The 12859-nt window shown below is 71.6% G+C and carries 13 protein-coding genes and 1 pseudogene; all 14 read left to right on the plus strand.

The features are described 5' to 3' along the window. Positions 1–108 precede the first annotated feature (108 nt). The 14 genes and pseudogenes from pgsA to ABZV94_RS16165 all read left to right on the plus strand — a co-directional run bounded on the left by pgsA (position 109) and on the right by ABZV94_RS16165 (position 12697). A pseudogene (gene pgsA, locus ABZV94_RS16100) lies at positions 109–829 on the plus strand (phosphatidylinositol phosphate synthase). Beyond that, on the plus strand, positions 826–1734 hold the full coding sequence (locus ABZV94_RS16105; RefSeq protein WP_356340886.1) for a phosphatidylinositol mannoside acyltransferase: 909 nt from the start codon (positions 826–828) through the stop codon (positions 1732–1734). Before pgsA ends, ABZV94_RS16105 begins: the two are co-directional and overlap by 4 nt. Continuing rightward, positions 1731–2894, plus strand: a complete 1164-nt coding sequence (locus tag ABZV94_RS16110; protein ID WP_356340888.1) for a glycosyltransferase family 4 protein — start codon at positions 1731–1733, stop codon at positions 2892–2894. Before ABZV94_RS16105 ends, ABZV94_RS16110 begins: the two co-directional genes overlap by 4 nt. Positions 2895–3052: 158 nt before the next feature. Continuing rightward, positions 3053–3595: a hypothetical protein gene (locus ABZV94_RS16115; RefSeq protein ID WP_356340890.1), complete on the plus strand. Its 543-nt coding sequence runs from the start codon at positions 3053–3055 to the stop codon at positions 3593–3595. 115 nt (positions 3596–3710) lie between these two features. After that, positions 3711–4616 carry a pyridoxal 5'-phosphate synthase lyase subunit PdxS gene (pdxS, locus tag ABZV94_RS16120; RefSeq protein ID WP_356340891.1) on the plus strand — a complete coding sequence of 302 codons (906 nt, stop codon included), beginning with the start codon at positions 3711–3713 and terminating at the stop codon, positions 4614–4616. 13 nt (positions 4617–4629) lie between these two features. Next, positions 4630–5229: a pyridoxal 5'-phosphate synthase glutaminase subunit PdxT gene (gene pdxT / locus ABZV94_RS16125; protein ID WP_356340893.1), complete on the plus strand. Its 600-nt coding sequence runs from the start codon at positions 4630–4632 to the stop codon at positions 5227–5229. 65 nt (positions 5230–5294) lie between these two features. Further along, positions 5295–6047 (plus strand): YebC/PmpR family DNA-binding transcriptional regulator, encoded by a 753-nt coding sequence (locus tag ABZV94_RS16130; protein ID WP_014671555.1) that lies wholly within the window; start codon positions 5295–5297, stop codon positions 6045–6047. Between the two features lie 121 nt (positions 6048–6168). After that, positions 6169–6708: a crossover junction endodeoxyribonuclease RuvC gene (gene ruvC / locus ABZV94_RS16135; RefSeq protein ID WP_356340895.1), complete on the plus strand. Its 540-nt coding sequence runs from the start codon at positions 6169–6171 to the stop codon at positions 6706–6708. Further along, entirely contained in the window at positions 6705–7310 is a 606-nt protein-coding gene (gene ruvA, locus ABZV94_RS16140; RefSeq protein ID WP_356340896.1) for a Holliday junction branch migration protein RuvA, read from the plus strand. The genes ruvC and ruvA overlap by 4 nt, the downstream gene beginning before the upstream one ends. Positions 7311–7335: 25 nt before the next feature. Beyond that, positions 7336–8430: a Holliday junction branch migration DNA helicase RuvB gene (gene ruvB / locus ABZV94_RS16145; RefSeq protein ID WP_356340897.1), complete on the plus strand. Its 1095-nt coding sequence runs from the start codon at positions 7336–7338 to the stop codon at positions 8428–8430. A gap of 178 nt (positions 8431–8608) precedes the next feature. Continuing rightward, entirely contained in the window at positions 8609–9112 is a 504-nt protein-coding gene (yajC, locus tag ABZV94_RS16150) for a preprotein translocase subunit YajC (RefSeq protein ID WP_356340899.1), read from the plus strand. Between the two features lie 142 nt (positions 9113–9254). Further along, on the plus strand, positions 9255–11045 hold the full coding sequence (gene secD / locus ABZV94_RS16155; RefSeq protein WP_356340900.1) for a protein translocase subunit SecD: 1791 nt from the start codon (positions 9255–9257) through the stop codon (positions 11043–11045). A 3-nt stretch (positions 11046–11048) separates the two neighbouring features. After that, positions 11049–12161 (plus strand): protein translocase subunit SecF, encoded by a 1113-nt coding sequence (secF, locus tag ABZV94_RS16160; RefSeq protein WP_356340902.1) that lies wholly within the window; start codon positions 11049–11051, stop codon positions 12159–12161. After that, entirely contained in the window at positions 12158–12697 is a 540-nt protein-coding gene (locus ABZV94_RS16165) for an adenine phosphoribosyltransferase (protein WP_356340903.1), read from the plus strand. Before secF ends, ABZV94_RS16165 begins: the two co-directional genes overlap by 4 nt. Positions 12698–12859 lie beyond the last annotated feature (162 nt).

Here is a 12859-nt window from a genome sequence, read left to right on the forward strand (position 1 = left end):
CGCACCCGGCACCGGTCGCGTGACGCACGCCCCGCGCGCGACGGCCCGCCCCGGTCGACGGCGCGGCTGTGGGTGCCCGCCCGTCACGCACGCGCACGCGTGGCTACGATGGGCCAGCCGACGGCCACCAGGGGCCGTGGCGACACCGACCGTCGGGAAGGCCATGCTGAACAAGTACGCGCGTGCATTCTTCACGCGTGTCCTCACACCGTTCGCCGCGTTTCTCATCCGCCGGGGCGTGAGCCCCGACACGGTCACGCTCCTCGGCACGGCCGGAGTGGTCGCGGGCGCACTGGTCTTCTACCCCAGGGGCGAGTTCTTCTGGGGCACGGTCGTGATCACCCTGTTCGTCTTCTCCGACCTGGTCGACGGCAACATGGCCCGTCAGCTGGGCCGCTCCAGCCGCTGGGGCGCCTTCCTGGACTCCACCCTGGACCGGGTCGCCGACGGCGCGATCTTCGGCGGCTTCGCGCTCTGGTACGCGGGCAACGGGAACGACAACGTGCTGTGCGCGGTGTCGATCTTCTGCCTGGCCAGCGGCCAGGTGGTGTCGTACACCAAGGCGCGCGGCGAGTCGATCGGGCTGCCGGTCGCCGTCAACGGGCTCGTCGAGCGCGCCGAGCGGCTGGTGATCTCGCTGGTCGCGGCCGGTTTCGCGGGCCTGCACAAGTTCGGTGTGCCGGGCATCCAGTGGCTGCTGCCCATCGCGCTGTGGATCGTCGCCGTCGGCAGCCTCGTCACGCTGGTCCAGCGGGTCGTCACCGTCCGCCGCGAGTCCGCCGAGGCGGAGGAGGCGGCCCGGCAGAGCACGAGCGAGGCGACGCAGTGAGCACCGCCGACCGGCTCACCGACGCCCTCTACGGACTCGGCTGGAGCACCGTCAAGAAGCTCCCCGAGCCCGTCGCGGTGCGCCTCGGCCGGACCATCGCCGACCTCGCCTGGAAGCAGCGCGGCAAGGGTGTCCTGCGCCTGGAGGCCAACTACGCGCGCGTGGTGCCGGGCGCCACCCCCGAGCGGCTCGCCGAGCTGTCCCGCGCGGGGATGCGCTCGTACCTGCGCTACTGGATGGAGTCCTTCCGGCTGCCGGCCTGGAGCGCCGAGCGGGTGCGGACGGGCTTCGAGCCGAAGCACATACATCTCCTGACCGACGGGCTCGCCTCCGGCCGGGGCGTGATCCTCGCGCTGCCCCACCTGGCCAACTGGGACCTGGCCGGCGCCTGGGTCACCACGGAGCTGAAGACGCCGTTCACGACGGTCGCCGAGCGTCTGAGGCCCGAGACGCTCTACGACCGGTTCGTCGCCTACCGCCAGGGCCTCGGCATGGAGGTCCTGCCGCACAGCGGTGGCTCCGCCTTCGGCACCCTGGCCCGCAGGCTGCGCGACGGCGGCCTGGTCTGCCTGGTCGCCGACCGCGACCTGTCCGCCTCCGGCGTCGAGGTCGACTTCTTCGGCGAGACGGCCCGGATGCCGGCCGGACCGGCCCTGCTGGCCCAGCAGACCGGCGCGCTGCTGCTGCCCGTCACCCTCTGGTACGACGACTCGCCCGTCATGAAGGGCCGCGTGCACCCGGCGATCGAGGTGCCCGCGTCAGGCACCCGCGCCGAGAGGACGTCCGTCATGACACAGGCGCTGGCCGACGCCTTCGCCACCGGGATCGCCGACCATCCGGAGGACTGGCACATGCTCCAGCGGCTGTGGCTCGCCGACCTCGACCCCGCGAAGGGACCCGCGTGAGAATCGGGATCGTCTGCCCGTACTCCTGGGACGTGCCCGGTGGCGTCCAGTTCCACATCCGCGACCTCGCCGAGTACTTCCTCCGGCTCGGCCACGAGGTGTCCGTCCTCGCCCCGGCCGACGACGACACCCCGCTGCCGCCGTACGTCGTCTCGGCCGGCCGCGCGGTCCCGGTGCCGTACAACGGCTCGGTGGCCCGGCTGAACTTCGGGTTCCTGTCGGCCGCGCGGGTGCGGCGCTGGCTGCACGAGGGCGCCTTCGACGTCGTGCACATCCACGAGCCGACCTCACCCTCGCTGGGCCTGCTGACCTGCTGGGCGGCGTCCGGCCCGATCGTGGCCACCTTCCACACCTCCAACCCGCGCTCGCGCGCGATGATCGCCGCGTACGCCATCCTCCAGGCCGCGCTGGAGAAGATCAGCGCCCGCATCGCGGTCAGCGAGTACGCCCGCCGCACGCTGGTGGAGCATCTCGGCGGGGACGCGGTGGTCATCCCCAACGGCGTCGACGTGGACTTCTTCGCCAAGGCCGAGCCGAAGCCGGAGTGGCAGGGCGACACCATCGGCTTCATCGGCCGCATCGACGAGCCCCGCAAGGGCCTGCCGGTCCTCATGAAGGCCCTGCCGAAGATCCTCGGCGCCCGGCCGCGGACCCGGCTGCTGGTCGCCGGCCGCGGCGACGAGGAAGCGGCCGTCGAGGACCTGCCGAAGGAGCTGCGCTCGCGCGTGGAGTTCCTCGGCATGATCAGCGACGAGGACAAGGCCCGGCTGCTGCGCAGCGTCGACCTGTACGTCGCCCCCAACACCGGCGGGGAGAGCTTCGGCATCATCCTGGTCGAGGCGATGTCCGCGGGCGCCCCCGTGCTCGCCTCCGACCTGGACGCGTTCGTGCAGGTCCTCGACCAGGGGCAGGCGGGGGAGGTCTTCGCCAACGAGGACGCCGACGCGCTGGCCGAGGCGGCCGTACGCCTGCTGGACGACCCGGCCCGCCGCGGCGAACTGCGCGCGCGCGGCAGCGCCCATGTACGGCGGTTCGACTGGTCGACGGTCGGCGCGGACATCCTGTCCGTCTACGAGACGGTGACGGCGGGCGCGGCGGCGGTACGTGCGGACGAACGCACGACGGGGCTGAGGGCACGGTTCGGCTTGGCGCGGGACTGAGACGGGGGTTCTCCGGCGGCGGGGGGCCTCGGACCGAACGGACGTTCTTCGGTGCAGGGCAGCGGCGGGCGCCGTTCGCGCAGGCACCGTGGAGCGTGCCCGGCCGGAGCCGTGGGACGGCTCGTGGGGGGCGTCCGCGCAGCCGATAGCCTTCCGGCGTGACCGCAACCCTCATCTGGATCCTCGTCGCGCTGCTCGCCGTCGGTGTGTACCTCAGCTGGACGGCCGGGCGGCTGGACCGGCTGCACGTGCGGATGGACGCCGCCCGGGCCGCGCTCGACGCCCAGCTGCTGCGGCGGGCCTCCGTGGCGCAGGAACTGGCGACCTCGGGCGTGCTGGACCCGGCCGCCTCGATCGTGCTCTACGAGGCCGCGCACGCGGCCCGGCAGGCGGAGGAGGAGCAGCGGGAGGTCGCCGAGAGCGAGCTGACCCAGGCGCTGCGGGCGGTCTTCGAGGACCCGGCGCAGGTGGAGGCCGTACGGGAGGCACCCGGCGGCGAGGAGGCCGCCCGTGAGCTCGCCGAGGCCGTGCGCCGGGTGCCGATGGCCCGCCGTTTCCACAACGACGCCGTGGGGGCCGCCCGCAGACTCCGCGAGCACCGCAAGGTCCGCTGGTTCCGGCTGGCCGGCCACGCCCCGTTCCCACTGGCCTTCGAGATGGACGACGAGCCGCCCGCGGCCCTGGTCGAGCGGGCCGGCTGAACGCCGGGCGAGCCAAAAGGATCCACCGGCTTGTCATTGGCCCTTGCTGTGGCCTGGTCCACTCGCGTTTCCTCGTCGGTGCAGAAAACCCTCTTCCCTTTCAGTGAGGTCATCCGTGTCCACCAACGAGAACCAGGCTCCCGAGACCGGCACCGCCCGCGTGAAGCGCGGCATGGCCGAGCAGCTCAAGGGCGGCGTGATCATGGACGTCGTCACGCCGGAGCAGGCGAAGATCGCCGAGGACGCGGGCGCCGTCGCCGTCATGGCCCTGGAGCGGGTCCCGGCCGACATCCGCAAGGACGGCGGCGTGGCCCGCATGTCCGACCCGGACATGATCGAGGGCATCATCGACGCCGTCTCGATCCCGGTCATGGCCAAGTCCCGCATCGGCCACTTCGTCGAGGCCCAGGTTCTCCAGTCCCTCGGTGTCGACTACATCGACGAGTCCGAGGTGCTCACCCCGGCCGACGAGGTCAACCACTCCGACAAGTGGGCCTTCACCACCCCCTTCGTCTGCGGCGCCACCAACCTGGGCGAGGCCCTGCGCCGCATCGCCGAGGGTGCCGCGATGATCCGCTCCAAGGGCGAGGCCGGCACCGGCAACGTCGTCGAGGCCGTCCGCCACCTGCGCCAGATCAAGAACGAGATCGCCCGCCTGCGCGGCTTCGACAACCACGAGCTGTACGCCGCCGCCAAGGAGCTGCGCGCCCCGTACGAGCTGGTCAAGGAGGTCGCCGAGCTGGGCAAGCTCCCCGTGGTGCTGTTCTCCGCCGGTGGCGTGGCCACCCCGGCCGACGCCGCCCTGATGCGTCAGCTCGGCGCCGAGGGCGTCTTCGTCGGCTCCGGCATCTTCAAGTCGGGCGACCCGGCCAAGCGCGCCGCCGCCATCGTCAAGGCCACCACCTTCTACGACGACCCGAAGATCATCGCGGACGCCTCCCGGAACCTCGGCGAGGCCATGGTCGGCATCAACTGCGACACCCTCCCCGAGACCGAGCGCTACGCGAACCGCGGCTGGTAAGGCACTGGAACCCATGAACACCCCCGTCATAGGCGTCCTGGCCCTCCAGGGCGACGTACGGGAGCACCTCATCGCCCTGGCCGCGGCCGACGCCGTGGCCAGGCCGGTGCGGCGCCCCGAGGAACTCGCCGAGGTCGACGGCCTCGTCCTGCCCGGCGGCGAGTCCACCACCATCTCCAAGCTGGCCATCCTGTTCGGCGTGATGGAACCCCTCCGCGCGCGCGTGCGCGACGGCATGCCGGTCTACGGCACCTGCGCGGGCATGATCATGCTCGCCGACAAGATCCTCGACCCGCGCTCGGGCCAGGAGACCGTCGGCGGCATCGACATGATCGTGCGCCGCAACGCCTTCGGACGGCAGAACGAGTCGTTCGAGGCCGCGGTCGACGTCAAGGGCATCCCGGGCCATCCTGTGGAGGGCGTCTTCATCCGCGCCCCGTGGGTGGAGTCCGTGGGCGCCGGGGCCGAGGTGCTCGCCGAGCACGACGGCCACATCGTCGCCGTACGCCAGGGCAACGCGCTCGCCACGTCGTTCCACCCGGAACTGACGGGCGACCACCGCGTGCACTCCCTGTTCGTCGACATGGTGCGCGCGCACCGGACACCGGAGTAGGACGAGAGTCCTTGTAGGATCTCTGGCGTTCGTATCTGGATGGGTTACGCGAAGGAGACAGGCAGATGTCCGGCCACTCTAAATGGGCCACGACGAAGCACAAGAAGGCCGTGATCGACGCCAAGCGCGGCAAGCTCTTCGCGAAGCTCATCAAGAACATCGAGGTCGCGGCGCGGATGGGCGGCGCGGACCCCGAGGGCAACCCGACGCTGTACGACGCCATCCAGAAGGCGAAGAAGTCGTCGGTCCCGAACAAGAACATCGACTCCGCGGTCAAGCGCGGCGCGGGCCTGGAGGCCGGCGGCGCCGACTACGAGACGATCATGTACGAGGGCTACGGCCCGAACGGCGTCGCGGTGCTCATCGAGTGCCTCACCGACAACCGCAACCGCGCCGCCTCCGAGGTCCGCGTCGCCATGACCCGCAACGGCGGTTCCATGGCCGACCCGGGCTCGGTGTCGTACCTGTTCAACCGCAAGGGCGTCGTCATCGTCCCCAAGGGCGAGCTGACCGAGGACGAGGTCCTCATGGCCGTCCTGGACGCGGGCGCCGAGGAGGTCAACGACCTCGGCGAGACCTTCGAGGTCATCAGCGAGGCCACCGACCTGGTCGCGGTCCGCACCGCCCTCCAGGAGGCGGGCATCGACTACGACTCCGCCGAGGCCAACTTCGTCCCGACCATGCAGGTCGAACTGGACGAGGAGGGCGCGAAGAAGATCTTCAAGCTGATCGACGCCCTGGAGGACAGCGACGACGTGCAGAACGTCTTCGCCAACTTCGACGTGAGCGACGAGATCATGGAGAAGGTCGACGCGTAACGCCCCCACTGGCTGACCGGGCCGACGGGACACACCCGTCGGCCCGTCGCGTTGTACGGCGTTGTCAGTGGCACCCGATAGCCTGCACGAACAGGCGACCGGGTGATCGGAGGGAGGGCGCGTGCGCGTACTGGGGGTGGACCCCGGCCTGACCCGGTGCGGGGTCGGTGTCGTCGAGGGGGTCGCGGGCCGCCCGCTCACCATGCTCGGCGTCGGGGTCGTCCGGACCCCCGTGGACGCCGACCTCAGCCACCGGCTGCTCGCCGTCGAGCAGGGCATCGAGCAGTGGATGGACGAGCACCGCCCCGAGTTCGTCGCCGTGGAGCGCGTCTTCAGCCAGCACAACGTGCGCACGGTCATGGGCACCGCCCAGGCCAGCGCCGTCGCCATGCTGTGCGCCGCCCGCCGCGGCATCCCCGTCGCCCTGCACACCCCCAGCGAGGTCAAGGCCGCCGTCACCGGTACCGGGCGCGCCGACAAGGCACAGGTCGGAGCCATGGTGACCCGGCTGCTCCGGCTCGCCGCGCCGCCCAGGCCGGCCGACGCCGCCGACGCCCTAGCGCTGGCCATCTGCCACATCTGGCGGGCCCCCGCCCAGAACCGGCTCCAGCAGGCCGTCGCCCGGCACGCAGTCCACGCAACGAAAGGCCGTACGGCATGATCGCCTTCGTCAGCGGCACGGTCGCCGCGCTCGCCCCCGACGCCGCGGTCGTCGAGGTCGGCGGTGTCGGCATGGCCGTCCAGTGCACCCCGAACACGCTGTCGACGCTCCGGATCGGTCAGCCGGCCAGGCTGCACACCTCCCTCGTCGTCCGCGAGGACTCGCTCACCCTGTACGGCTTCGCCGACGACGACGAGCGCCAGGTCTTCGAACTGCTCCAGACCGCGAGCGGTGTGGGCCCGCGCCTGGCCCAGGCGATGCTCGCCGTGCACGCCCCGGACGCGCTGCGCCGCGCGGTCGCCACCGGTGACGAGAAGGCCCTCACCGCCGTCCCCGGCATCGGCAAGAAGGGCGCCCAGAAGCTGCTGCTGGAGCTGAAGGACCGGCTCGGCGCACCCGTGGGCGCCCCCGCCGTCGGCGTGCCGGTCAGCCAGGGCTGGCGCGACCAGCTGCACGCGGCCCTGATCGGCCTGGGCTACGCCACCCGCGACGCCGACGAGGCGGTCGCCGCCGTCGCCCCGCAGGCCGAGGCCGCGGGCGGCACCCCCCAGGTCGGGCAGCTGCTCAAGGCAGCCCTGCAGACCCTGAACCGCGCCCGCTGACCTGCGCCACCGCTAGGAGAACTTCGTGAACTGGGACGACACGACCGACAGCGCCGCCGAGGACCGGCTCGCCGGGCCGGCGGCGGAGCGGCTGGTGGGTTCTGTCGCCGACCGGGAGGACCAGGCCGTCGAGGCCGCCCTGCGCCCCAAGGACCTCGGCGAGTTCATCGGCCAGGAGAAGGTCCGCGAACAGCTCGACCTCGTCCTGCGGGCCGCCCGCGCGCGGGGCGCCACCGCCGACCATGTGCTGCTCTCCGGTGCGCCGGGCCTGGGCAAGACCACCCTGTCGATGATCATCGCCGCGGAGATGGGCGCCCCCATCCGCATCACCTCCGGCCCCGCCATCCAGCACGCCGGCGACCTCGCCGCGATCCTGTCGTCCCTCCAGGAGGGCGAGGTCCTCTTCCTGGACGAGATCCACCGCATGTCCCGGCCCGCCGAGGAGATGCTGTACATGGCGATGGAGGACTTCCGCGTCGACGTCATCGTCGGCAAGGGCCCCGGCGCCACCGCGATCCCCCTGGAGCTGCCGCCGTTCACCCTGGTCGGCGCCACCACGCGCGCGGGCCTGCTGCCGCCGCCGCTGCGCGACCGCTTCGGCTTCACCGCGCACATGGAGTTCTACGAGCCGCACGAGCTGGAGCGCGTCGTCCACCGCTCGGCGCACCTGCTGGACGTCGAGATCGAGCCGGACGGCGCCGCCGAGATCGCCGGCCGCTCCCGGGGCACGCCCCGCATCGCCAACCGCCTGCTGCGCCGGGTCCGTGACTACGCGCAGGTCAAGGCCGACGGGGTGATCACCCGCGACATCGCGGCCGCCGCCCTCGCCGTGTACGAGGTCGACGCGCGCGGCCTCGACCGGCTCGACCGCGCGGTCCTTCAGGCCCTGCTGAAGCTGTTCGGCGGCGGACCGGTCGGCCTGTCCACGCTCGCCGTCGCGGTGGGGGAGGAGCGGGAGACCGTCGAGGAGGTCGCCGAACCGTTCCTGGTACGGGAGGGCCTGCTCGCCCGCACCCCGCGCGGCCGGGTCGCCACGCCCGCGGCATGGTCGCATCTCGGCCTCACGCCACCGCGCTCGTCCGGTGCGGGAAACGGACAACAGGACCTGTTCGGGGCGTGATGGTCACCGCCCGGCGAGGGCAATGGCACGGGCAGGAACCCAGGTGCCATGCTGAGCGTTGTTCCATGCGAGCGGACTCGCTTAGACTCCGCCGATGCCGCCCTTGCGGGCGGCGCCGACCACACCCCCATCCAACTGGCCGCTCACCCGCGCGGTCGCGCGAAGGAAATTCCGTCCCGTGAATGCCTATACCCTTCTCCCGTTCATCGTGCTCATCGCGGCGATGTTCCTGATGACGCGTTCGGCCAAGAAGAAGCAGCAGCAGGCCGCCCAGATGCGGAACGAGATGCAGCCCGGCTCCGGTGTCCGCACGATCGGGGGTATGTACGCGACGGTCAAGGAGGTCAACGAGGACACGGTCCTCCTCGACGCCGGACCGGGCGTCGAGCTCCTCTTCGCCAAGAACGCCATCGGCGCCGTCCTCACCGACGACGAGTACAACCGCATCGTCCACGGCGTCGAGCACGACCTCAAGTCCGACGCCGGCCTGGTCCCGGACGACGCCTCCTCCCTCACCGAGACCGACGAGACCGACGGATCCGCCGCCGCTGCCGCCGCCTCCGACGACAAGATCGACCTCGGGAAGAAGGACGCCGCCGAGGACGCCGACGCGGCCGGTGCCGCCGAGGCCAAGGCGGAGGACGAGCCGAAGAAGTCCGACGGCGACTCCGACGCGAAGTAGTCACGCCCCGGGAGGCGCGACGGCGGCATGATGACGCCCCGCGCATCCCGGGCGCGTCTGTTTCCCGCACGGGAGCCCGACACCATGTCATGGCCGACCGCGCCGACGGGGCGCGGGGCGGCCCGAGAGGGAGTACGAGAAGGTGGCAGCACCTAAGAGGGGCCGAAGCGCGAGCGCCCAGAGCAAGCCAGGGCGCTCGCTGGCCCTCATCCTGATCGCCATCGTGGCGCTCACCGGAGGGATGTTCCTCTCCGGGCACACCACTCCGCGTCTCGGTATCGACCTCGCCGGTGGTACGAGCATCACGCTCAAGGCGAAGGCCGACCAGGGGTCCGCGATCAACAAGGCCAACATGGACACCGCGGTCGACATCATGAACCGCCGTGTCAACGGCCTGGGTGTCTCCGAGGCGGAGGTGCAGACCCAGGGGAACGACAACATCATCGTCAACATCCCCAAGGGCACCAACTCCAAGGAGGCGCAGGAGCAGGTCGGCACCACCGCAAAGCTGTACTTCCGGCCGGTCCTGGCCAGCGAGCCCAGCGGTGCCGCCGCGCAGAGCCCCTCGCCGAGCGCGTCCTCCAGCGGCGGCTCCTCGCCGAAGCCGAGCACGAGCCCGTCGTCCAGTGCGTCCTCGCCGCAGAAGGCCTCCTCCTCCGGCTCCGGGTCCCCCTCGGCCACGGCGACCTCCCAGGGCCGCGCCGTCACCGACGCGCTGAAGGCCGACTCCACCCCCTCGCCGAGCGCTTCCGCCTCCGGCAGCGGCAAGCCGTCGGCCACCCCCTCGGCCACCCCCAGCGGCGGCACGAACGCGGACTCCAAGCTCCAGGCCCAGTACGCGGCCCTGGACTGCGGCAAGGCCACCGACCGCGCCAACGCCGGCAAGAACGCCAAGCCGGGTGAGAGCACCGTGGCCTGCGGTCAGATCGACAAGGCCTGGTACAAGTACCTGCTCGGCCCCGCCGCCGTGGACGGCACCGAGGTGAAGAAGGCCCAGGCGGTCTTCGACACCCAGGGCGCCGCCGGCTGGCAGGTCCAGATGACCTTCACGGGCAGCGGTGCCAAGAAGTTCGCCGACATCACCGGCGAGCTCGCCAAGAACCAGCCCCCGCAGAACGAGTTCGGCATCGTCCTCGACGGCGAGGTCGTCTCCAGCCCGTACGTCAGCTCGGCCATCACCGGCGGCCAGGCGGAGATCTCCGGCAGCTTCAAGCAGGAGGAGGCGCAGAGCCTCGCCAACATGCTGTCGTACGGCGCCCTGCCGCTGTCCTTCCAGGAGCAGTCCGTCACCACCGTCACCGCCGCGCTCGGCGGTGAGCAGCTGCACGCCGGTCTGCTCGCCGGCGCGATCGGTCTCGCGCTGGTCGTGATCTACCTGGTGGTCTACTACCGCGGCCTGTCCGTCGTGGCCATGGCGTCCCTGGTCGTCTCCGCGATCCTCACCTACGTGATCATGTCGCTGCTCGGCCCGGCCATCGGCTTCGCGCTGAACCTGCCCGCCGTCTGCGGCGCGATCGTCGCCATCGGCATCACCGCGGACTCGTTCATCGTGTACTTCGAACGCATCCGGGACGAGATCCGCGAGGGCCGCACGCTGCGCCCCGCCGTCGAGCGGGCCTGGCCGCGCGCCCGGCGCACCATCCTGGTCTCCGACTTCGTGTCGTTCCTCGCCGCCGCGGTGCTGTTCATCGTCACGGTCGGCAAGGTGCAGGGCTTCGCCTTCACCCTGGGCCTGACCACGCTGCTCGACGTGGTCGTCGTCTTCCTCTTCACCAAGCCGCTGATGACGCTCCTGGCCCGCCGCAAGTTCTTCGCGAACGGCCACAAGTGGTCCGGACTCGACCCGAAGAGCCTGGGTGCCAAGCCGCCGCTGCGCCGCACCCGCCGTCCCGCCGGTCCCGTCGCCGGCCCTGTCGACCCGAAGGAGGCGTGAGCGATGTCGAAACTCGGCAACCTCGGCGCTCGACTGCACCGCGGCGAGATCTCTTACGACTTCGTCGGCAAGCGCAAGATCTGGTACGGCGTCTCGATCCTGATCACCATCACGGCCATCGTCGGCCTGGCGGTGCGCGGCCTGAACATGGGCATCGAGTTCCAGGGCGGCGCGGTCTTCACGACGCCCACGAGCATGAGCACGTCGGTGGGGCAGGCGGAGGAGTACGCCAAGGAGGCCTCCGGTCACGAGGCGATCGTGCAGAAGCTGGGCAACGGCAGCCTGCGCATCCAGATCGCCGGCATCGACACCGACCAGTCCGACCGGATCAAGCAGGAGCTGGCCAAGGACCTGAACCTCGACCCCGAGAAGCTCGCCGCCGACCTGGTCGGCCCGAGCTGGGGCGAGCAGATCGCCAACAAGGCCTGGGAGGGCCTGGCGATCTTCATGGTCCTCGTCGTGATCTACCTGGCGATCGCCTTCGAGTGGCGCATGGCCGTCGCGGCGCTGGTCGCCCTGATCCACGACATCACCATCACGACCGGCATCTACGCCCTCGTCGGCTTCGAGGTCACGCCCGGCACGGTCATCGGTCTGCTGACCATCCTCGGTTACTCGCTCTACGACACGGTCGTCGTCTTCGACAGCCTCAAGGAGCAGACGAAGGACATCACCAAGCAGACCCGGTTCACCTACAGCGAGATCGCCAACCGGTCGATCAACGGCACCCTGGTCCGTTCCATCAACACCACGGTCGTCGCCCTGCTGCCGGTCGCCGGTCTGCTCTTCATCGGCGGCGGGTTCCTCGGCGCGGGCACGCTCAACGACATCTCCCTGTCGCTGTTCGTCGGCCTCGCGGCCGGTGCCTACTCGTCGATCTTCATCGCCACGCCGCTCGTCGCGGACCTCAAGGAGCGCGAGCCCGCGATGAGGGCGCTCACCAAGCGGGTCCTGGCCAAGCGCGCCCAGGCCGGCGCGGAGGAGGGCCCCGCCGCCCAGGCCCGGGCTGCCGAGACCGGTGACGACACCGACGCCGCTCCCGCCGTGGTGGGCCCGCGCAACCAGTCCGCCCCCCGTGGCCGGGGCCGCGGCCGTACCTCGGGGAAGCGCCGATGACCGGCATCCAGGAGCTGCTGCTCAGCCGCATCCGCGACGTCGCCGACTACCCGGAGCCCGGGGTGATGTTCAAGGACATCACCCCGCTCCTGGCCGACCCTGCGGCCTTCACCGCGCTCACCGACGAGCTGGCCGCGATCGCCGCCGGCACCGGCGCGACCAAGGTCGTCGGCCTGGAGGCCCGGGGCTTCATCCTGGGCGCCCCGGTCGCCGTCCGCGCCGGCCTCGGCTTCATCCCCGTACGCAAGGCGGGCAAGCTGCCCGGGGCCACCCTGCGCCAGGCGTACGACCTGGAGTACGGCTCGGCGGAGATCGAGGTCCACGCGGAGGACCTGGTCACCGGCGACCGGGTCCTGATCGTGGACGACGTGCTGGCCACCGGCGGCACCGCGGAGGCCGCGATCCAGCTCATCCACCGCGCGGGCGCCGAGGTCTCCGGCCTCGCGGTCCTGATGGAGCTGGGCTTCCTGGACGGCCGGTCCCGCCTGGAACCGGCCCTCGGCGGAGCCCCGCTGACGGCCCTCCTCCAGGTCTGACCGAGCGGTTCCGGCCGGCTCGGGCCCGCCCGACCAGCACCGGCAGATCCGCACAGCGCGACGGCCGCCCCGGACAGCACCGGGGCGGCCGTCGCCGTACGGACATCCGCTCACCGCGGCGCCGTCGCCGTACGGACACGCGCCGCACACCCGGAGAACCCC

Source organism: Streptomyces sp. NPDC004658 (genome assembly GCF_040609555.1).
In the GTDB taxonomy this organism is placed as follows: domain Bacteria; phylum Actinomycetota; class Actinomycetes; order Streptomycetales; family Streptomycetaceae; genus Streptomyces.

Coding starts and splice junctions, on each gene's coding strand:
- pdxT (WP_356340893.1), top strand. CDS start 4,630: ATGAACACCCCCGTCATAGGCGTCCTGGCCCTCCAGGGCGACGTACGG.
- ABZV94_RS16130 (WP_014671555.1), top strand. CDS start 5,295: ATGTCCGGCCACTCTAAATGGGCCACGACGAAGCACAAGAAGGCCGTG.
- ruvA (WP_356340896.1), top strand. CDS start 6,705: ATGATCGCCTTCGTCAGCGGCACGGTCGCCGCGCTCGCCCCCGACGCC.
- secF (WP_356340902.1), top strand. CDS start 11,049: ATGTCGAAACTCGGCAACCTCGGCGCTCGACTGCACCGCGGCGAGATC.
- ABZV94_RS16165 (WP_356340903.1), top strand. CDS start 12,158: ATGACCGGCATCCAGGAGCTGCTGCTCAGCCGCATCCGCGACGTCGCC.